Origin of the sequence: Bradyrhizobium sp. 2S1 (assembly GCF_011516625.5) — a bacterium.
Taxonomy (GTDB): Bacteria; Pseudomonadota; Alphaproteobacteria; order Rhizobiales; family Xanthobacteraceae; genus Bradyrhizobium; species Bradyrhizobium septentrionale.
The window spans coordinates 10,638,436-10,657,219 of sequence record NZ_CP147717.1 but is presented as its reverse complement, the minus strand read 5'-3'; the positions used below and the strand labels follow the sequence as shown (position 1 = coordinate 10,657,219).

17 protein-coding genes are annotated in these 18,784 nt (G+C 65.6%); 9 read left to right on the top strand and 8 right to left on the bottom strand.

Annotation, left to right across the window (positions count from 1 at the left end):
- Positions 1-37 precede the first annotated feature (37 nt).
- The 3 genes from HAP54_RS50635 to HAP54_RS50625 all read left to right on the top strand — a co-directional run bounded on the left by HAP54_RS50635 (position 38) and on the right by HAP54_RS50625 (position 3,028).
- Positions 38-1,126, top strand: coding sequence for a hypothetical protein (locus HAP54_RS50635; protein WP_166298483.1), 1,089 nt, complete (start codon positions 38-40; stop codon positions 1,124-1,126).
- A gap of 91 nt (positions 1,127-1,217) precedes the next feature.
- Positions 1,218-2,765: a hypothetical protein gene (locus tag HAP54_RS50630; protein ID WP_166298482.1), complete on the top strand. Its 1,548-nt coding sequence runs from the start codon at positions 1,218-1,220 to the stop codon at positions 2,763-2,765.
- 98 nt (positions 2,766-2,863) lie between these two features.
- A complete protein-coding gene (locus HAP54_RS50625) occupies positions 2,864-3,028 on the top strand; it encodes a hypothetical protein (protein ID WP_166298481.1) in 165 nt (54 codons plus the stop codon).
- Between the two features lie 4 nt (positions 3,029-3,032).
- Here the strand turns inward: HAP54_RS50625 and HAP54_RS50620 are convergent, their stop codons facing one another.
- Positions 3,033-3,677, bottom strand: coding sequence for a glutathione S-transferase family protein (locus HAP54_RS50620; RefSeq protein ID WP_166298480.1), 645 nt, complete (start codon positions 3,675-3,677; stop codon positions 3,033-3,035).
- Between the two features lie 150 nt (positions 3,678-3,827).
- On the opposite strand from HAP54_RS50620, the gene HAP54_RS50615 reads away from it, so the two are divergent.
- Positions 3,828-4,379, top strand: coding sequence for a TetR/AcrR family transcriptional regulator (locus HAP54_RS50615; RefSeq protein ID WP_166298479.1), 552 nt, complete (start codon positions 3,828-3,830; stop codon positions 4,377-4,379).
- A gap of 22 nt (positions 4,380-4,401) precedes the next feature.
- On the opposite strand, the gene HAP54_RS50610 is transcribed toward HAP54_RS50615, so the two are convergent.
- Both HAP54_RS50610 and putA read right to left on the bottom strand, forming a co-directional pair.
- The gene (locus HAP54_RS50610; RefSeq protein WP_166298478.1) at positions 4,402-5,607 is read right to left on the bottom strand and encodes a CaiB/BaiF CoA transferase family protein; all 1,206 of its coding nucleotides are present in this window, start codon (positions 5,605-5,607) and stop codon (positions 4,402-4,404) included.
- A 245-nt stretch (positions 5,608-5,852) separates the two neighbouring features.
- Positions 5,853-8,858 carry a bifunctional proline dehydrogenase/L-glutamate gamma-semialdehyde dehydrogenase PutA gene (gene putA / locus HAP54_RS50605; RefSeq protein WP_166298477.1) on the bottom strand — a complete coding sequence of 1,002 codons (3,006 nt, stop codon included), beginning with the start codon at positions 8,856-8,858 and terminating at the stop codon, positions 5,853-5,855.
- 126 nt (positions 8,859-8,984) lie between these two features.
- Here putA and HAP54_RS50600 point away from each other — a divergent pair, with 126 nt between their 5' ends.
- The 4 genes from HAP54_RS50600 (at position 8,985) to HAP54_RS50585 (ending at position 12,412) form a co-directional block, all read left to right on the top strand.
- Entirely contained in the window at positions 8,985-9,449 is a 465-nt protein-coding gene (locus HAP54_RS50600; RefSeq protein ID WP_166298476.1) for an Lrp/AsnC ligand binding domain-containing protein, read from the top strand.
- A 123-nt stretch (positions 9,450-9,572) separates the two neighbouring features.
- Positions 9,573-10,193 carry a hypothetical protein gene (locus tag HAP54_RS50595; RefSeq protein WP_166307276.1) on the top strand — a complete coding sequence of 207 codons (621 nt, stop codon included), beginning with the start codon at positions 9,573-9,575 and terminating at the stop codon, positions 10,191-10,193.
- Positions 10,194-10,389: 196 nt separating this feature from the next.
- Positions 10,390-11,361 carry a tetratricopeptide repeat protein gene (locus tag HAP54_RS50590; RefSeq protein ID WP_224741437.1) on the top strand — a complete coding sequence of 324 codons (972 nt, stop codon included), beginning with the start codon at positions 10,390-10,392 and terminating at the stop codon, positions 11,359-11,361.
- Entirely contained in the window at positions 11,285-12,412 is a 1,128-nt protein-coding gene (locus HAP54_RS50585; protein WP_224741438.1) for a tetratricopeptide repeat protein, read from the top strand. Before HAP54_RS50590 ends, HAP54_RS50585 begins: the two co-directional genes overlap by 77 nt.
- 201 nt (positions 12,413-12,613) lie before the next feature.
- Here the strand turns inward: HAP54_RS50585 and HAP54_RS50580 are convergent, their stop codons facing one another.
- The 5 genes from HAP54_RS50580 to HAP54_RS50560 all read right to left on the bottom strand — a co-directional run bounded on the left by HAP54_RS50580 (position 12,614) and on the right by HAP54_RS50560 (position 16,979).
- The gene (locus tag HAP54_RS50580; RefSeq protein WP_029080322.1) at positions 12,614-12,814 is read right to left on the bottom strand and encodes a cold-shock protein; all 201 of its coding nucleotides are present in this window, start codon (positions 12,812-12,814) and stop codon (positions 12,614-12,616) included.
- A 284-nt stretch (positions 12,815-13,098) separates the two neighbouring features.
- Positions 13,099-13,410 carry a c-type cytochrome gene (locus tag HAP54_RS50575; protein WP_175612297.1) on the bottom strand — a complete coding sequence of 104 codons (312 nt, stop codon included), beginning with the start codon at positions 13,408-13,410 and terminating at the stop codon, positions 13,099-13,101.
- 11 nt (positions 13,411-13,421) lie between these two features.
- Positions 13,422-14,621, bottom strand: a complete 1,200-nt coding sequence (locus HAP54_RS50570; protein WP_166298475.1) for a molybdopterin-dependent oxidoreductase — start codon at positions 14,619-14,621, stop codon at positions 13,422-13,424.
- 220 nt (positions 14,622-14,841) lie between these two features.
- Complete coding sequence (locus HAP54_RS50565) at positions 14,842-15,069, bottom strand: hypothetical protein (protein WP_029080319.1); 228 nt, start codon at positions 15,067-15,069, stop codon at positions 14,842-14,844.
- A gap of 164 nt (positions 15,070-15,233) precedes the next feature.
- Positions 15,234-16,979 carry an adenylate/guanylate cyclase domain-containing protein gene (locus tag HAP54_RS50560; protein ID WP_166298474.1) on the bottom strand — a complete coding sequence of 582 codons (1,746 nt, stop codon included), beginning with the start codon at positions 16,977-16,979 and terminating at the stop codon, positions 15,234-15,236.
- 215 nt (positions 16,980-17,194) lie between these two features.
- Between HAP54_RS50560 and HAP54_RS50555 the strand changes: the two genes are divergently transcribed.
- Complete coding sequence (locus HAP54_RS50555) at positions 17,195-18,745, top strand: glycosyltransferase family 39 protein (protein WP_224741979.1); 1,551 nt, start codon at positions 17,195-17,197, stop codon at positions 18,743-18,745.
- Positions 18,746-18,784 lie beyond the last annotated feature (39 nt).

Below are 18,784 nucleotides of genomic sequence, written 5' to 3'. Positions count from 1 at the left end.
ATAAAAGTTACCGAATTGTCAACCTAGTCTGGAGACTTTGAACGTGAGTGAGCAGCAGAGCGAGCCGGTCAGCGGTCAAACCGGCGTCGAAGCGGCGGCGAAAACCGAGCCCGTGATGGCCGCGGCCGAGGCTCCCCGGCTTGCGCCCGGGCAGGAAGAGACGTCGCCAAAGGCCGACGCGCCCAGGATGGACGCGTCGAAGATCGAGTCCCTGAAGGTTGAGCCGCCCAAGGTCGAGGCAAAGGTCGAGCCCCGGGTTGATGCCGTGGTTGAGCCCAAGATCGATCCCATGATCGACCCTAAGGTCGAGCCGACCAACATGGACGTGCCGAAGATCGAGACCGGCAAGCGTGAGGAGCCGCGTTTTCCGGGCAAGCTGATGATCATGGCGCCCGGTGACCGTACCTGGGACCATGAGGCGACTGCCTCCAAGCCGGGCGCCGAGCAGGCGGCCAAGACAGCAGCCAAGCCGGCCGGCACGCGCCGGTTCGGGGCGATGGCCGCGGTGATTGCGCTGGCGACCGTGGCAGGGGCCATCGGTGGTGCGCTCGCGACCGCAGGCCTCGGCCATCTCGCCAGCCCCGCCATTGCCTCCGCCCAGGATACGGCTGCCAGGGACGCCGCCGCAAAGGAAGCGGCCGACGCCTCGCTCGCCCGGCTCGAATCCGAAATCGCCGCGCTGAAGGCCAGCGTCGAGCAGACCGCCAAGGCCGGCCAGGCCCAGTTCAGCAAGGCCAACGACCGGATCGAGAAGGTCGAGAAGGCCCAGGCGGAGCCGAACGCCAAGCTCGCCAAGCTCACCGAGACCGTCGACAAGCTGCGCGCCACGCCGCAAACGACCGTCGCCGCTGCGACGCCTGTCCGCGAGGTCACGGGCTCGGTCCCGCCTGCGACTGCCGCGGCTGTGCCGGCCGCCCCCAAGCCCGAGGTCGGCCGCATGCCGGTGGTCGACGGCTGGTCGCTGCGCGACGTCGGCAATGGCGGCGCGCTGATCGAGGGCCGCGGCGGCATCTACGAGGTGTACGCCGGCGATCCCGTCCCCGGCCTCGGCCGCGTCGACGCCATCCGCAAGCAGGACGGCCGTTGGGTGGTCGTCACCAGCAAGGGCCTGATCGTTTCGCGCTGATTGCCGAAACACGACAACACCAAGGCGCTTCACCGCGATGTGAAGCGCCTTTTTTCTTGAATAGGGTTTGCCGCGCGGTGTTAGTGGGGGCATGAGCCGCGCGCTGAAATGCTTCCTGCTGATGTCCGTTCTGCTCTGCGGCGCGGTGCCTGCACGCGCCGCCGAGGATCGCGCGCTCGAGCGCGGCACAGCGATCATCGATCCCGCGATCCTGCGCCAGCTCGATCACGACCGTTTCGGCCTCGGCCGGATGCTTGCGCCGGAGCGTTCCGCCGACACGCCGCTGTCCAACCGCGATCTGTTTGCGTTGCCCTCGATGGTGCCGGTGCGCGAGGCGCTCGATCGTGAGTTCGATCGCTATGTCGCAAAGCATCAGGCAAGCCTGCCGAACGAGAGCATCGGCGTCGGCGACGGCTTTGCCTTTCAGCTGTTCGACCGCGCGCTGTTTCAATCCTCCGACGTTCGCTTCGTGCTGGCCGGCATCGTCAACCGCATGGACCGCGCCTATGTCGCGCCGAACAACTGCGGCGAGATCCGGCTGATCTATCGGTTGACGCGGACCGATGTGCCGCTGATCGGCGAGAATGCGGTCTCGCAGCGGCTGCCGATGACGCTGAACCTGGTGCTGAAGGCGAAGGGCGACGGCAACGACGCGTCGCTCAGCTGCCGCGAGCTTGCACGGCGCTGGCTGGCGACCGGCAGCGCGCCGCCGGCGATGGAGAAACTGTTCGGCGAGGACGGCCCGCTCGGCCTGATCGGCGCCGGGAATATCGATCGCATCGAGACCAATCTGCAGATCGCGCATGCGCCGAAATCCGCCGTGCGCGACTTCCGCACCGACTATCTGCTGAAAGTGTTCGACTATGACCGGGCAGCGAAGCGCTTCACCGAAGCGCCGCTGGAGAACCAGATCGATCGCGATCGCATTCTGGCGGACGAGGCGCTGCGGCGCGAGTTCAAGGCGTGGCTGCTGAATCCTGCGCATTTTGCCGAGCTCGATCGCGGCACCCTGCTGATCCCCGATCGCTTCCTCGCAAGCTCGGCGGTGGCGCCGACCCCGATCGGTTTCGATGTCAGCGATCTGCAGCCCGAATTCGGCATGGTCCAGGGCGAGGGGACCGCCGGCAATGCGGTGTTCTCGGACGGCGATGTCGTCGGCGCCTTGCAGAAGGCCGCGGCTGACGGAACGAAGCTGCAGAACATCCAGTCATTGGCCGGCTTCGAGCGGCGCCTCAACGACGTCACCTGCGCCGGCTGCCACCAGACCCGCGGCATTGGCGGCTTCCATGTCCCCGGCGTCGACTGGATGGCGGCGAAGCCGTCGAACTCCACCGTGGTGCCGGCCTCGCCGCATTTCTTCGGCGACCAGGTGCGCCGCCGCGATATCCTCACGAGCCTCCGCGACGGCAAGGCGCCGGATTTTTCGCGCGGCTTCTCCAACCGGCCGCAATTGCGCGGCGGCACTGAGTTGGCTGGCACCGAATACAGCGACGGCTGGGGCGCACATTGCTATCTGCCGGGCACGAGGCCGGCCGAGACCGACCGCAGCTTCCGTGGCTGGACCTGTGCCGAGGGCCTCGCATGCCAGATGGCCGGCAAGACCTCGCGCATGGGAATGTGCTTCGTGAAGGGGCGGTAGCGATCTCGGGAACCGATGTGCCCGGGCGTCATTATTTGATGCTACATTGCGGTTCGCGACCACGACCCGAACAGCCCAGCCTTGACGGAGACCGGCCGATGAATGCTCCCGAGCAGGACAAGCAGCGCAACCGCGAGATCGCGGCCAACGAGGCCGAGCGTCAGGCGGTCAGCGCCGTGCGCGTCAGCAGCTGGGCGATCGGGCTCGCGGTCATCATCGGCATCATCGTCGTGGCCATCGTCTGGGCCTGGATGAAGCGATAATCCCTCACGCGTAGTGTTTCAGGCGCGGGCCGGGCAGCAGGTCATAGGCCGATTTCCAGCCGGGCAGCGCGGCGATGCGGCCGAGCCAGGCGCTGATATTGGGATGGCTGGCCGCGAAATCGTAGCCGGTCTCGTCAGCAGGATAGTGCAGATAGGCCATCATCGAGAAATCCGAGATCGTCGGTCGCGCCCCGATCATGAAGGCGCTGTTGCCGACATGTTGGTCGAGGATGCCGAGGAAGTCGTCGAGCCGCGCGCGGAAATATTTCAGCACCTTCGGGTCGGCTGACGGCGTGAAGGTGCGCATGAAGCGATAGGTCGCCATGTAGCCGGAGAGTTTCTGGTTGTCCCAGAACAGCCAGCGCAACAGCTCGAATTTCTCGGCCGGCGTTTCGCCGCCGAACTTTCCGTATTGCTCGGCGAGCTGCAGCAGGATCGGCGCGGTCTGGGTGCGGCGCTCGCCGTCGACCTCGAGCACCGGGATCTCGCCCATCGCGTTGACATCCGCGCGCCATTCCGCGGTCCGCGTGACGCCGCCGCCGAAATCGGTCCATACCGGCTCGAACGTCTCGCCACACAGCGTCAGCATCAGCGCGAGCTTGTAGCTGTTGCCGGATTCCGGGAAGTAATGCAGGCGATAGCGGGCCATCATCGGGTTCCTGAGATGCTTGTCGATCTAGCCGTCAGTACGTATACTTCGCAAAACAGAACATTTGTTCTTCCGATTCTGCATAGCAGGACTGAGCGACAATTGATGAAGCGAACTGAACCTGGGAGCGGCAACCGCGAACGTCCCGTGATGGAGGCGACGCTTTGGATCATCGGGCGCAAGGGCCTCGACGGCGTGACCCACCGGGCGGTGGCGGCGGAGGCCGGCCTGTCGCTCGGCGCGATCACCCATCACTTCAAGACGCGAGATGCGCTGATCGACGGCGCCCTTCGCTTCGCTTTGGTCCGCGAGACCGGGCGGCTGCAGGCGCTGGCGCTCAGCCTGCAAGGCAAAGCGTTCGATGTCGAGGCATGGCTCGAATTCCTGGTGGGCTGGTACGACCAGGAGCTGAAGACGCGGGGCGAGATCCACATCGCCTGCTACGAAGCGTTCCTCGCGGCCGCGCGCAACGAGCGCTATCGGACCGTGGTCGGAGAATGGTTCGAGACCTGGCGGCAAAGCGCGGAGCTCGCCTTGCGCGCAGGCGGCTCCGCAGAGCCGCGCCGCCATGCGGAATTGTTCGTGTCCGCGTTGATCGGGATGTTGCTGCAGCAGCTCGCAATCCCCCGCCGCGGATTTCGGCGAGAGATGGCAGCGAGCCTGCTGGCGCTGATCAAGAGCCTGATCGGCGCAAAGGCCTAACGAGCGGTCGCGTCAGCTGGCCTCAAGCCACCGCGCCGGAAGCGCGCAGCTTCTGGATCGTGGCCTCGTCGTAGCCGGCCTGGCGCAGGATCTCGTCGGAGTGCTCACCGACCTCGGGCGGCTTGCGCGGCTGCACCTTTTTGGCACCGTCGATGAAGATCGGGCTGTTGACGGTCAGCATGGTGTCGTTCTCGAAGCGCACCAGCACCTCGTTCTCGATCATCTGCTTGTCGTTCGGGATGTCGTCGAGGATGCCGACGACGCCGAACACCAGGCCGTTGCCATCGAGGATCTTGCGCCATTCGGCGAGATCCTTGCCGGCGAACACCTCGTCGAAGATCTTGATCAGCTCGACCGAGCGCGAATGGCGGTCCGGCTTGGTGGCGAAGCGCGGATCGGCGATGAGGTCCTCGCGGTCCATGCAGCGCGCCAGCGTCGGCCATTGCCGGTCTTCATTGAGCAGCGACAGGATCAGCCAGCGGCCATCCTTGCACTTGTAGTGGTTGGTGACGGCGTTGAGCGCCTCCTCGCGCGGCTTGCGCTTCTTGAACTTGGCGCCGGCGAGCTTGGCCTGCGCCAGCACGCCGTTGGCCCAGACGCCGTTGGCCATCAGGTTGGTCGAGACATGCGAGCCCTTGCCGGTCTTCTCGCGCTGGAACAGCGCGGTGACGATCGCGCCGTAGAACGCCATCGCGCAGGGATGGTCGCCCATGCCGGCCACCGAACGCGCCGGCGTGGTGTCCTCGTCGGCGCGCACCAGGTCCATCAGGCCGGAGCGGGCCCAATAGGCGTTCGAATCGAAGCCGGGCTTGTTGGCCTCCTCGCCCTTTTCGCCATAGCCGGTGAAGGAGGCGTAGATCAGCCGGTCGTTGAGATGGGCGAGATGATCATGGGTGATGCCGAGCTTCTGGCGCACCTGCGGCGGCATGTTGGTGATGAACACGTCGGCCTCGGCGACGAGCTTGTAGAGCACCTCGCGCGCCTCGGGCTTGGTGAGGTCGAGCGCCAGGCTCTTCTTGTTGCGCGCCTCCAGCATCCACGCGAAATTGTGCTCGCTCGAGGGATAGCCGGGCAGGTTGGGCAGATTGCGGTAGGGGTCGCCGGCGCCCGGCGGCTCGATCTTGATGACGTCGGCGCCGAAGTCGGACAGCACGGTAGCGGCCGCGGGCGCCGCGATGAAGCTCGCGCAATCCAGGACCTTGAGCCCGTCAAAAATGCCTTTTTCCATCGTGCCGTCGCTCCCGTGGCGCTTGTTGGTGTTTTTCCGGTAGCTGGAATTATCGCAGGCGATGATCCCGATCGGACCGCCATTTGACCCATCTCGGGGGCACGATGCAACCAAGTCATTTAACCCAAGTCATTCCGGAGCGATGCGCAGCATCGAATCCGGAATCTCGAGATTCCCCGATGCACAATTGTGCATCTGGGGTCTGGTCCTTCGGACCATCCCGGAATGACGTGCGTGTGATGAACCTACTCCACCCCTGCCATCAGCGCGGCATTGCCACCCGCGGCGGCGGTGTTGATCGTCACCGTCTGCTCGGTCGCGAAGCGCGTGAGGTAATGCGGGCCGCCGGCCTTGGGGCCGGTACCGGAGAGGCCGCTGCCGCCGAACGGCTGCACGCCGACAACCGCGCCGATCATGTTGCGGTTGACATAGATGTTGCCGACCTGGAGGCGATCGATCACGTGCTCGATGGTGTCGTCGATGCGGGAATGGATGCCGAGCGTCAGCCCGAAACCGGTCGCCTCGATTGCGGCCAGTATCTCGCCGAGCCGCTCGGCGCGGTAGCGCACGACATGCAGGATCGGGCCGAACACCTCCTCGGTGAGCTGGCTTGCCGCCGACAGTTCGAAGATGTGCGGCGCGACGAAATTGCCTGATGGCGCCGCGCCGGCGAGATGCACCCGCGCCTCCTGCTTCATCCGCGCGATATGCGCATCGAGCCGGTGCTTGGCCTCGGCATCGATCACCGGCCCGATATGCGTCGACGGATCGGAGGGATCGCCGATCTTCAGTTCGCGCGCGGCGCCGGCGATCATCTCGATCATGCGGTCGGCGACGTCGTCCTGCACGAACAACAGCCGCAGCGCCGAGCAGCGCTGGCCGGCGGAGCGGAACGCCGAGGTCACGACGTCGTCGGCGACCTGCTCGGGCAGCGCGGTGGCATCGACGATCATCGCGTTGATGCCGCCGGTCTCGGCGATCAGCGGCACGATCGGGCCGTCCTTGGCCGCAAGCGTCCGGTTGATCGACCGCGCCACCTCCGTCGAGCCGGTGAAAACGACGCCGGCGATCGCCGGATGCGCCACCAGCGCGGCGCCGATCGCGCCATCGCCCTGGACCAGATGCAGGGCGGTTTCAGGCACGCCCGCTTGATGCAGCAGCGCCACCGCTTCGGTTGCGATGCGCGGCGTCTGTTCGGCCGGCTTTGCGAGCACCGCATTGCCCGCCATCAGCGCTGCCGTCACCTGGCCGAGGAAGATCGCGAGCGGAAAATTCCACGGCGAGATAGCGACGAAGGCGCCGCGGCCGCGCAACGCGAGCACGTTGCTTTCGCCGGTCGGTCCCGGCATCGCCTCGGCCTCGCCGAACAGTCTTTGCCCGAGCGCCGCATAGTAGCGGCAGAAGTCGATCGCCTCGCGCACCTCGGAGAGCGCGTCGTCGAGCGTCTTGCCGCCCTCGCTCTGCAGCAAAGCGAGGAAGTGGGCGCGGCGCTGCTCGAGCAGATCCGCGGCCTTGTTGAGGATCGCCGCACGTTTTGTAGCCGGCGTGCCGTTCCAGGCCCTGAAGCCGTGCCGTGCAGCGGCGACTGCGGCGTTCGCCTGCTCGGTCGTCGACGTCGCGACGACGTTAGGCGCAGCCTTGCGCTCGGCCGCAATCGCCGAGGTCAACGCGTCGAGCGCTTTTCGTTCGCCGAATTCGATGCCGTGCGAATTCTCGCGCTGCGGCCGATAGAGATCGGCTGGCAGCGGAATTCCGGAATGGGCGGCATTGTTGTCGGCACCGACGATGTCGGCCGGGCGGCGCAACAGGTCGACGATGGACACGCGATTGTCGGCCGCCAGCGCCACGAACGACGAGTTGGCGCCGTTCTCGAGCAGCCGCCGCACCAGATAGGCGAGCAGGTCGCGGTGGCTGCCGACCGGCGCATAGGTGCGGTGGGCGATTTCGGGCCTGTCCTCGCCGAGCTGGGCGTAGAGCGCTTCGCCCATGCCGTGCAGCCGCTGGAATTCGAAGCTCGTGGGATCGTCGGCCAGTTCGAGGATGGTCGCGACCGTCAGCGCGTTGTGGGTGGCGAATTGCGGAAACAGTCGCGGCCGCAATGCCAAGAGCTTGCGCGCACAGGCGACGTAGTTGAGGTCGGTCATCGCCTTGCGGGTGAATACCGGATAGCCGTCGAGCCCGCGCTCCTGCGCGCGCTTGATCTCGGTGTCCCAATAGGCGCCCTTGACCAGCCGCACCATCATCCTGCGGTCGAGGCTGCGCGCGAGCGCGTCGACGTAGTCGATCACCTCGGCGGCGCGCTTCTGATAGGCCTGGATCGCGAGCCCAAAGCCGCTCCAGCCGGCGAGCGACGGGTCGGCGAGCGCAGCAGCGATCACATCGAGCGACAGCTCCAGCCGATCGGCTTCCTCGGCATCGACGGTGAAGTTGAGATCGAACGCCTTGGCGCGGCGCGCCAGATCGATCAGCAGCGGCACCAGCTCGGTCATGACCCGCGCCCGGCTGACTGCCTCGAAGCGCGGATGCAGCGCCGAGAGCTTGACCGAGATGCCTGGCCGGTCGGGCAGGGGCTGATCGCCGGCCGCCTTGCCGATCGCCTCGATGGCGCGGGCGTAGGATTCGAAATAGCGATGGGCGTCGTCGGCGGTGCGCGCGCCTTCGCCGAGCATGTCGAAGGAATAGCGCGAGCCGCGCGCGGTGTGCGATTGGGCGCGCGCCAGCGCCGCCTCGATGGTCTCGCCGAGCACGAAATGGCTGCCCATCAGCCGCATCGCCTGCCGCGTCGCGGCACGCACCGCCGGCGCGCTGAGCCGCTTGGTCAGCCGCCCGATCGTGCCCTGCGGGGTCTCGCCGGGCTGGATCACGCGCGCCGATACGCCGAGCGCCCAGGCCGAGGCGTTGACCAGGAATGCGCTCGATCTGGTCTCGTGGTTGACGAAGTCGCCCTGGCCGAGCTTGTCCTCGATGAACTGGTCGGCGGTGCGCGCGTCCGGCACCCGCAGCAGCGCCTCCGCCAGCACCATCAGCGCCAGCCCCTCCTTGGTCGACAGCGCGAACTCCCGCAGCATGTCCTCGACCCCGCCAAGCGGATCGTCGTTCGCTCTGATCGCCTCGATCAGCCGCGTCGCGGTGCGATCGATCCGTGCCTCCGCCTCCGCGCCGAGTGTCCCCCCCTGACGCAGGCGGCCGGCAATGGCGGCGTCGTCGGGGGCGTAGGGCGCGCTGAACGGGGGCGGGAGCGGGTCTGGCATGGTGGTTCCTTGGCGGTTCCTTCGGGGTTGCACGGGAATACCTACGCGCACACGAACCGTAGTTCGATAGACAAATTAGAAGATTTGCCTTAGAAAATCAGGGCTAGTTAGAAAACTGCCGTAGATATGACAGAGATCGATAAGATAGACCGCAGAATCCTCTCGATTCTCCAAGGGGATGGACGGATTGCCAATGTGGAACTGGCGGAAAGGATCGGCCTGTCGCCGACCTCGGTCGGCGAGCGGCTGAAGCGGCTGCAGCGCGACGGCTTCGTCGAGGGCTATGGCGCGCGGCTCAATCCGCACCGGCTTGGGCTCGGCCTGCTGGTGTTCGTCGAGGTGCTGCTCGACAAGACCACGCCCGACGTGTTCGAGCGCTTCGCCAAGGCGGTCCAGACCGCGCCGGAAGTGCTGGAGTGTCACATGGTGGCCGGCGGCTTCGACTATCTGGTCAAGGCGCGCGTCGCCAACATGACCGCCTATCGCCGGTTTCTCGGCGAGACCCTGCTGGCGCTGCCGGGCGTGCGCGAAACGCGAACCTACGCGGTCATGGAAGAAGTCAAGCGCGACGCGCCGTTGCCGGTCGGCTGATATGCGCCCGACGTGATCCACAGCCATGCGCGGGATGTATTGGCATCGCGCCGCACCCGCGATAATCCTCTGGTTCAGTTGGGGGCCGTGGTGATGAAAGACGTCGATCAGCCGATACGAACGATGCGGGCCGGGTTCGCCGGCGCGCTGGCGGTGTTCATGCTGTCCGTGCCAACAGCCGCGCCGGCCCGCGCAGCCGAGCTCAGCTCGGGAATCATGCAACTCTTCACGTCGGTTTCGATCTATCCGCCGTCGGCCTCGACGATGACGGTCTGCTACGGCTTCGTCTGCCGGCGCCGCGAGATGCTGGATTTCAGCGCGGCCGACAGGGCGGCCCTGGGCAAGATCATGGCCACCGGCCGCGCCAATGCCGCCGCTGAACGGGCGGCGGTGCAAAAGGCCGTGATCTGGCTCGATCGCCGGATGGGGCCGATCCTCGGCACCGACAAGCGCGTGGCCAAAGCGGACTTCCGCGCCAACGACGACAAGCACAACTACGATTGCTGGGACACCACGCGCAACACAACCAGCCTGATGCTGGTGATGCAGGCCTGGAACCTGTTCAAGTTCCATGACGTCGGCGATCCCCACTATCGCGGATTTTCGCTGGGGCAAACGCCGCACAACACCGCCGTTCTGGTCGAGCGCGCCACCAAGGTGGAATGGGTCGTCGATCTCTGGCCCCGCGGCTATCTGCAACCGCCTGACGTCATGACGGTCGCCCAATGGGTGACGGAAGATTGAACGGCCGCGTGTTGCCGCCGCGCGCGCTAGTGGTGTTCCGTTCCCATTAACTATAGGGATAGTTAGCTGCGTCATTGGCGCTGGAACCGAGCTCCAAGGTTCGAAACAAGCTTCGACAAATACCTTCCACGCCCACCACCATAAGAACCAAGTGACGCGATAAGACGAACGGCATTCGGTCAACCCGAGGCACGATATGCGCTTACGTCCGACCTGCACCGATGCCGCTGTCAGCGGTGTTCGTTTCCAACTGTTGCTGGCGCTTGCGCTGCTGCCTGCGCTCGCCGGCCCAGCCCGCGCCGGCGACGTCGAGGACTGCAACGGGCCGCCGACGGACAAGGCCGAGGCGGCGTGCTCGGCCATCATCAGCGATGCCGCACGGTCCACCGACGATCGGTCCAAGGCCTTTGCCGGCCGCTCGCGATTTTATATCGCCCGCGGCAAGATCGATCAGGCCTTGGGCGATGCCGATGCCGCGCTGCAGCTCAATCCGCAATTCTTGTCGGCGCTGATCGCGCGAGGCTATGTGCAGCAGCGCAAGGGCAGCCTGGATCAGGCCCGCGCCGATTTCGATCGCGCGATCGAGCTCGAGCCGAAGAGCCCGTTCGGCTACCTCGCGCGCGGCAATCTGCGCGCCGACCAGCGCGCCTGGACTGACGCGATCTCGGACTATGACCAGGCCATCACGCTGCGGCAGGATCTCCCCGCAGCGCATGTCGGGCGCGCGCGGGCCTATGTCGAATCCGGACAGCCCGACGCGGCGCTGGCCGACGCCAACACCGCGATTGCCGTCAACGCGAGCACGCCGAACGCGTTCTACTGGCGCGGCCAGGCCTATCGCCGCAAGGGCGACATCGATCGCGCGATCGAGGATTTTTCGCGTGCGATCGCGCAGGCGCCGCAGACCGAGCGCAACGCCTATTTCGCCCGCGCCCAGCTCTACAGCGCCAAGGGCGATTACGTGCGCGCCATTGCCGACTTCGACAGGCTGCTGACGGTCCTCCCCGGCAACAAGGAGATCCAGGAGCAGCGCCAGCAGGCGGTCGCGATGCAGGCCGAGCTCGCCAAATCGGGCGCAACCGTCCGCCGCGGTGCCGGCTTCCAGCAACCAGGAGATCGAGCAGGCAAAGCAGTTTATCGCACAGGGCAATTTCGCGGGCGCGATTAACAATCTCAGCCAGGTGCTGAGCGGCGATCCGCGCAACGAGGCGGCGCTGCGGCTGCGCACGCAGGCCTATTCACGGCTCAACCGGTTGGCGGAAGCGCGCAACGATCTCAACGACCTGCTCAAGCTCAAGCCGGACGATCCCCAGCTGCTTGCCTTCCGCGCGCTCAACGCCGCGAGCTTGCGGCAGTTCGACGATGCCACGGCCGACGCCACCCGCGCCATCACGCTCGATCAGAATAACTCGCTGGCCTATCTCGCCCGCGGCCTCGTCAAGGCCAACACCGGCAAGGTGAAGGACGCGCTCGCCGATTACGATCATTCGATCTCGCTCAACGCCAAGGAGACGCTGGCCTTCACCGAACGCGGGCTCGCCTATTTCAACCTCAATCAGCTCGACAAGGCGCTATTGGATTTCGATCAGGCGCTGGCGCTGGTGCCGACCAATCTGATCGCCAAATCGTGGCGCGGCCTTGCGCTGATGCTCAAGGGCCGCACCGACGAGGGGCTGGTCGACATCAACGGCGTGCTGGAGCGAGTCCCCAACAATCCCACGGCGCAGCTCGGCCGCGGGCTCGCGATGCTGACCTCAGCGCAGTACGACCGCGCCATCGCCGCGTTCGACCAGATCGTCGCACGGGCGCCCAACGATCCCTTCGCGCATGTGCTGCGCGCGCGGGCCTATCTCGGGCTGAAGAAGCCGGATGACGCGATGAAGGATCTCAATCTGGTCCTCAGCTCACGGCCCAATGATCAGGCGGCGCTGACGTTGCGCGGCATCACCTGGTCGACGCTGCGCAACTACGACAAGGCGGTCGATGATCTCGATCGGGCGATTGCGCAGAAGGAGACCGTGGAGGGTGTGTTCGCGCGCGCCAAGGCGCATGAGGCGCTCAACCACACCGACAAGGCGACCGAGGATTTCCGCAAAGCCACCCAGCTCGCGCCGTCGAGCGTGTTCGACGTGCTCGCGCAGGCCGAGTCCAAACGCAAGATCCAGGAATTGTCGAAGAAGGTGCCGTGCGGCACCGGTCAGGGCGGCACCTGTCTGTAACGCGGCAACTCCGCCGCGGCATGCCTTCCCGGAGTAAAAAATAAGTGTCGGCGCGCGATCGATGGCAGCCGAAAAAAGATCACCGCCGTGGCGCGCGGGCACCGTGCCCGCTCCGCCGAACGTCACGTGGTCTGGTGTGTGGATCGGCCCCCACTCCCGGATGACGTCCGAGAGTGCGCCGCCGGATCTGGCGCTGTTGCGCTAGACCTTAAGGTTCTCGGCTGACGTCTTGCCGCGATTTGCAATCTCTTCGTATTCGACCGTCTGGCCTTCGTTCAGGCTCTGAAGACCAGCCTTCTGAACCGCAGAAATATGCACGAAAATGTCTTTGCCGCCCGTTGCGGGCTGGATGAATCCGTAACCCTTAGTCGGGTTAAACCACTTCACTGTACCTTTGGGCATTCCAGTCGTCTCCGCGGAATCAATCGAAAACAGACCAGCCGGTCCCCGCACAAACCGGCTTGTCCGTAACTACAGGATAGCAGTTTGGAAAAAGCTGGGTAGATCAAACGACGGTGTGATTTTGACCGGAAACAACTCGCTTTGCAGGGATTTGATGCCGGTTTGCCTGTTTCGTGGTCAATTTTTGCGCTGCAAAAAAGTGTCGGTTCCACCGACCCATATTGGATCAATGGCCCCGCGCGTAGGTCTTCCGCCGGCGCGCGAGGGTTCAAATCGACCGCATCTCAATAGGTCGCGGTGAGGTATTCGACGATCTTGCCGACGTCGGCATCGTCGATCGGCGCGCCATAGACCTTGATCATCTTGGTCACCTCGGCCTGCCAGAAGTCCTTCTTGAACTTCTCGCCCTGCGGCTGGGTCTTGATGTAGTCGGCCGAGTGGCAGGCGGTGCAGTTGTTCTGCGCCACCTCGAGGTTGGGACCCGGCTTGAACGCCGCGGTCTCCTCGGGAACCTTATAGTTCACGGGCGCGGCGATCGCGGCGCCGATCGACAGCGCAGCGATCGCGGCGAGTGAGGCAAGCAGCTTGCTGGTCATGATGCTTCTCCTCACGCTGCGGTGACGCGCACGGTTTCGACGACGTTGCGCAGATAGCCGGCCGGATTCCACAACGGATCCATCGGCTGGGTGTCGCCCGCATTGTTGGTGGCACGCACCTTCAGGTCTGAGGGGCCGGCCGCGAGTTTTACCGGCAGCTTCCATTCACGGAATGCGTATTTGCCGAGATCCTTGCCGAGCTTGGCCGGCATCCAGCTCTTGCCGCCGTCGGTCGAGACCGCGACCTCCTTGATGCCCTTGCCGCCGTCGAAGGCGATGCCGCGCAGCATGGTGCGGCCTGCCTTGATCCTGGCGCCGTCGGCGACGCTGGTGATGAACGAGCGCACCGTGAAGCGGTTGATCGGGATCGTCGCCTTCGGTGCGGTGCCGGGCTCGACCGCGTTGTTCGGCGTATCCGGAATCCGGTAGGCGGACTTCATCCAGAAGCCCTCGAACACGCTGTCGATGACGTTGATCTCGTTGAGGTGCTTCACCCAATAGGTGCCGTAATAGCCGGGCACCACGAGGCGGAGCGGGAAGCCATTGAGGAACGGCAGGTCCTCGCCGTTCATGCCCCAGGCCAGCATCACCTCGCCGTCGCGCGCGTGGTCGATATCGAGCGCCTTGACGAAATCCGGGGTCTTGTCGCTGACCGGACCGTCCATGCCGTTGAAGGTGACCTGTTTGGCGCCGGCCTGCACGCCGGCCATGTCGAGCACGGTCTTCAGCGGCACGCCGTGCCAGCGCGCGCAGCCCATCGCGCCATTGCCGAGCTGGCCGCCGGCGACCCGCGGATTGAAGAAGCCGCGGCTGTTGCCGGAGCACTGGTTGACGGCGACGAGCTCGGTCGCCTTCAGCTTCCTGATCTCCGTCAGCGACAGTTTGAGCGGCTTGTCGACCTTGCCCTTGATCTCCAGCGTGAACTTGTCCGGATCGAGATTGTAGGGGAGGTCGGCGAGGTGATAGCGGACGAAGAAGGCGTTGTTCGGCGTGAGCGGGCCGTCATTGAAGATCGCAAATGGCGTTTCCAGCTGCGGCGGCCGGCTGGTCAGGCCGATCATCGGGCGCTTCTGCGGGTAGCGCACCAGCGGCCGTTCGCCATTGCCGAACGGCAGCGTCACGGTGTCGAGGGCGAATGCGCCCCTTGATCCCAGCCCCGTCACCAACGCGGCCAACCCGGCGCGCTTCATCAAGTCTCGTCGATCGAGCATTCCGCTTCCTCCGAAGCTGTTCTGTGGTGAGCCGGTCATCACCAGGCTCACCCTTGCCTTGCGCGCGTTCGCATCATGGAATGCGCGCGGCCGCAAATGTCGCACCTGACAAGGGCAAGTCAATTGAGCTTTCGCAGCGTCCGACAGCGTTGCGTCGCAACAACGAAAAGCCCCGGTCGCATTGGCGACCGGGGCATTTCGATCCAACCGGAGGGTTCGATCAGTAGCAGACGTTCACGGTGCGATAGCGATAGCCGTAGGGCGTCAGCACCAGGCGGGTGGCGTAGCAGCCGGAGTCGACGAAGCCGACGGCGATGCCCGGGCCACCCCAGAAGTGATGGTGATGCGGATGCCAGAAAAACGGCTTGGCGGAGGCCGAGGTCGGCGCCAGCGCGGCGGCACCGAGGGTTGCGGCAGTAGCGAGAGCAAGCGTGACTTTGCGAAGCATGGTCGTCTCCTTCAGATGCGCGTTGAACTCTGTCGCGGCGCGGTTGCAGTGTTACCCATCGCCAGTCAGTCGCATCCGGCATCGGGCACGTTCGAGCATCTCTGCTGGACGCGCTCTTGGATGTGCGGCAGGTCACACTCGGAGTGGGGTGCAGATGAACCCGGTCAGGCCGCGACGGCGCGACGGTCGTCGACCAGCGCCGACAGGATGCGCGTCGCTTCGACCGTGCGCTCGGTCATCGGCTCGTTGCGGCCGCGGATCGCGACCTCCTGGGCCGGCAGCGCATCGTCGGCGAGGCCTGCGGTGACGCGCACCTCGTCCGAGATCACCGCCTCGCAGGCCAGCGCCTTGGTCATGTCCTGCAGCCTTGCCGCGACGTTGACGGCATCGCCGAGCGCGGTGAACACCATGTGGTCGCGATAGCCGATATCGCCGACGATCACCTCGCCGCCATGGATGCCGATGCCGAAGCGGATCGGCTCGCGTAGATCGTGGCTGAGGAACTGGTTCAGCTCGTCGATATTGGCCGCGATCAGTGCTGCCGCGCGCAAGGCCTGGCGGCAGGCCACCTGCCGCTCGGTGGTAAGCCCGAACAGCGCCAGCATGCCGTCGCCGATGAACTGGTTCGGCCGCCCGCCGGCTTCCAGCACCGCCTGCGACACCGCGCCGAGGAAGCGGTTGACGATGAACACGGTGTCGAACGGCAACCGCTTCTCGGCAAGCTGCGTCGAGCCGCGCATGTCGACGAACATGCTGACGAGGTAACGTTCCTGGCCGACCCGCGTCGGATTGGCGGCGTGCGCATTCGCCGACATCGTGTGCGGCAGGAACAGCTGGAAGAAGTTCAGGTCGGAGGTCGGCCGCAACTGGCAGGCCAGCCGGATCGACGGATCGTCAGTGCCGACCCGGTGCAGCACGAAGGCTTCGCGCGGCGAGGGCTCGGGCAGGGCGGCGTGATCGCCGATGATACGGATGCGGCAGGTCGAGCAGCGCGCGCGGCCGCCGCAGACGCTGGCATGCGGCACGTTGTAGCGCAGGCTCGCTTCCAGCACGCTCAATCCCTTCGGCACCCGCAGCGTACGGCCGTTGCCGTAGGACAGCGCGATCATGCCGCCGCGGCGCTCAAGCAGGGCACGCGCGCCGCGCGCCAGCAGCACGAGGCCAAGCAGGCCGAGATAGCCGATCGTCAGGCGATCCGTGATCTTCTCGAGCGTGGTCGCCTGCGCCGCCGTCCCGAGCTTCTGCACCGACAGTTCCTCGCGCCGCCAGTCGGGATCCTGATAGTCTTCCATCGTGGCGCGGCCGCCCTGATAGATGCCGAGCATCGCCAGGGTCGGGATCAGCACCGCGGCAGCGAGCAGGTATGGTGCGGCGCGCGTAAAGAATGGACGCAGCCGCAGCCAGAAGTACAGGCCGATGCAGCCATGCACCCAGGCGATCACCAGCACCGCCAGCATCAGCCACAGCCGGTTCGGTGACGAGATGAAGAATGTGTAGAGCTCCTGCGGGTAGAGCTTCTCCTGTCCGTACAGGGTCTGGCCGAGCCGCACGCCTACAACGTGCGCAACGATCAGCATCGGGACGCTGAGGCCGAGCGTGAGCTGCAGCGGCTCGATCGTCTTCCAGTGGAACTCGCGGCGCTGATACAGCGCCCAGATGCCGAGCGCGGTGTGCACCAGGCAGGCGCTGTAGAAGGTGATCGCGACCGGCAGGAATTGCCAGAATTCGGTGTGGTAGTACACCCCGATCGCGAGCGCCTCCGTCGAGATATTGCCGAGCGCGTGGTTGAGGAAATGGCTGATCAGGTAGGCGAACATGATCGCCCCCGTGACCAGGCGGATCTGCCGCAGGCCGACGCCGCGGGCCAAATCCTGTAGATCCTGCAGGTGCTCGCGCGAGGGGGAGGCCATGTGATTCATGATCGGCAAGTCTAGTGCTTAATTCCCACGCTGAACACCACCGCGGGTCCGGACGGGCCGTGACAGCGGGCACTGCAGCACGTTGACACTCCGTTAAGAGTCGAACAAAAAGCGCCGTGACGATAGCTCCCGCCGATAACAACAGCGTTAAGCCGGCCCGGTCGCGCGCGCCGGATTGGCGCGGCGTCATCGCCGTAGTCGTCGCCATGACCGCAATGCGGCTGGTCTATGCCCATGCGCTCGATCTGCGCACCGACGAGGCCTATTACTGGACCTGGTCGAAGGAAAACGTGCTGTCCTTCCTCGACCATCCGCCGATGGTGGCCTGGTTCATCCGCTTCGGCACCGTGATCCTCGGCGACACCAATCTCGGCGTCCGCCTCGGTGGCATCGTGGCGATGCTGGCGACCCAGCTGTTGCTCGCCGACATCGTCCGCCGCGTGACATCCAACAATGTCCGCGCCGTGATGCTGGCGCTGCTGCTGCCGGAGGCGGCGCTCTATTACGGGCTCTTGATGGCCAAGGTGGCGCCCGACACCGCGCTGATCCCGTTTTCGGTGGCGATGCTGTGGTCGCTGGTGCGGCTCGCGCAAGGCAATGACGGGCGCTGGTGGCTTGCCGCGGGGCTGTTTGCCGGGCTGGCGCTGTTGTCGAAATTCACCGCGATCATGTTCGCGCCGGCGGTGCTCGCCTTCGCGCTCGTGCCGGATTGGCGTTGGCGCTGGCTGCGCAGCCCGTATCCTTACCTCGCCGCGCTGATCGCGATCGTCGTGTTCTCGCCAGTCTTGATCTGGAATGCCGAGCACGATTGGGCCTCGTTCCGCTTCCAGGCGGTGCGCGCCACCGCCGAGCGCGACTTGACGCTCCGCACCCTCGGCGAGTTCATCGGCATGCAGTTCGGGCTGGTCGGCTTTGTGCTGCTGCCGGTGACGCTGTTCGGAACAACGCTGACGGCATGGCGCGGCTATATCAGGCGCGAGCCGGTCGCGATCCTGCTGGCGACGGCGGTGCTGGTGCCGTTTGGCTACTTTCTCTGGAAGTCGCTGACCTTGCGGGTCGGCGACACCTGGCCGATGTTCCTGTGGCCGGCCGGCTTCGCGGCGGTTGCCATCAATGTCACGCGGATGCCGTTCGAGGGCTGGTCGGTCGGACTGGTCAAATCGACAGTCTATTGGGCCCGAACCGCTGTCACCACCGGCATCGTGTTCGTCGTCTGCGTCTTCCTCTATTACATGTTCGCGCCGTGGAATCTGATCGGCCGCACCGATCCGATCGGCACCGAGGCGGGCTACGATCTGGTGGCCGCGCGCACCCTGGCGCAGGTGCAGGCGACCGGCGCGACCTGGGTCGCGACCACGGATTACCGCACCTATGCGATGCTGCGCTGGTTGCTGCGCGGGCGGGTGCCGGTCATCGAGGTCAACGAGCGCGGTCGCTTCCAGGGCTTTGCCGATCCCGGCATGAGCGTGATCCGCGACCATGTCGGCATCTATGTCGGGCGCGAGCCAGAGAACAATCTGCCGCTGTGGCGCGAGACATCGGCGGTGCGTCAGCCGCTCGAGCGCGTGACGCGGAGCTGGCGCGGCATGGTGATGGACACCTATGCGCTGGAGAAGATCAGCGGCTGGACGCCCGATCTGTCGCCGCCGCCAGACACGACCTTCTTCCGCTGGCGCGTGCTGGCGATGCGTCTGGAGCCTTGCGAGATCACCTTCTCCCCTTGTGGGAGAAGGTGGCAGCCGAAGGCTGCCGGATGAGGGGGCTCTCTCCGCGGGAGCGGTGCGCGTGGATGGATA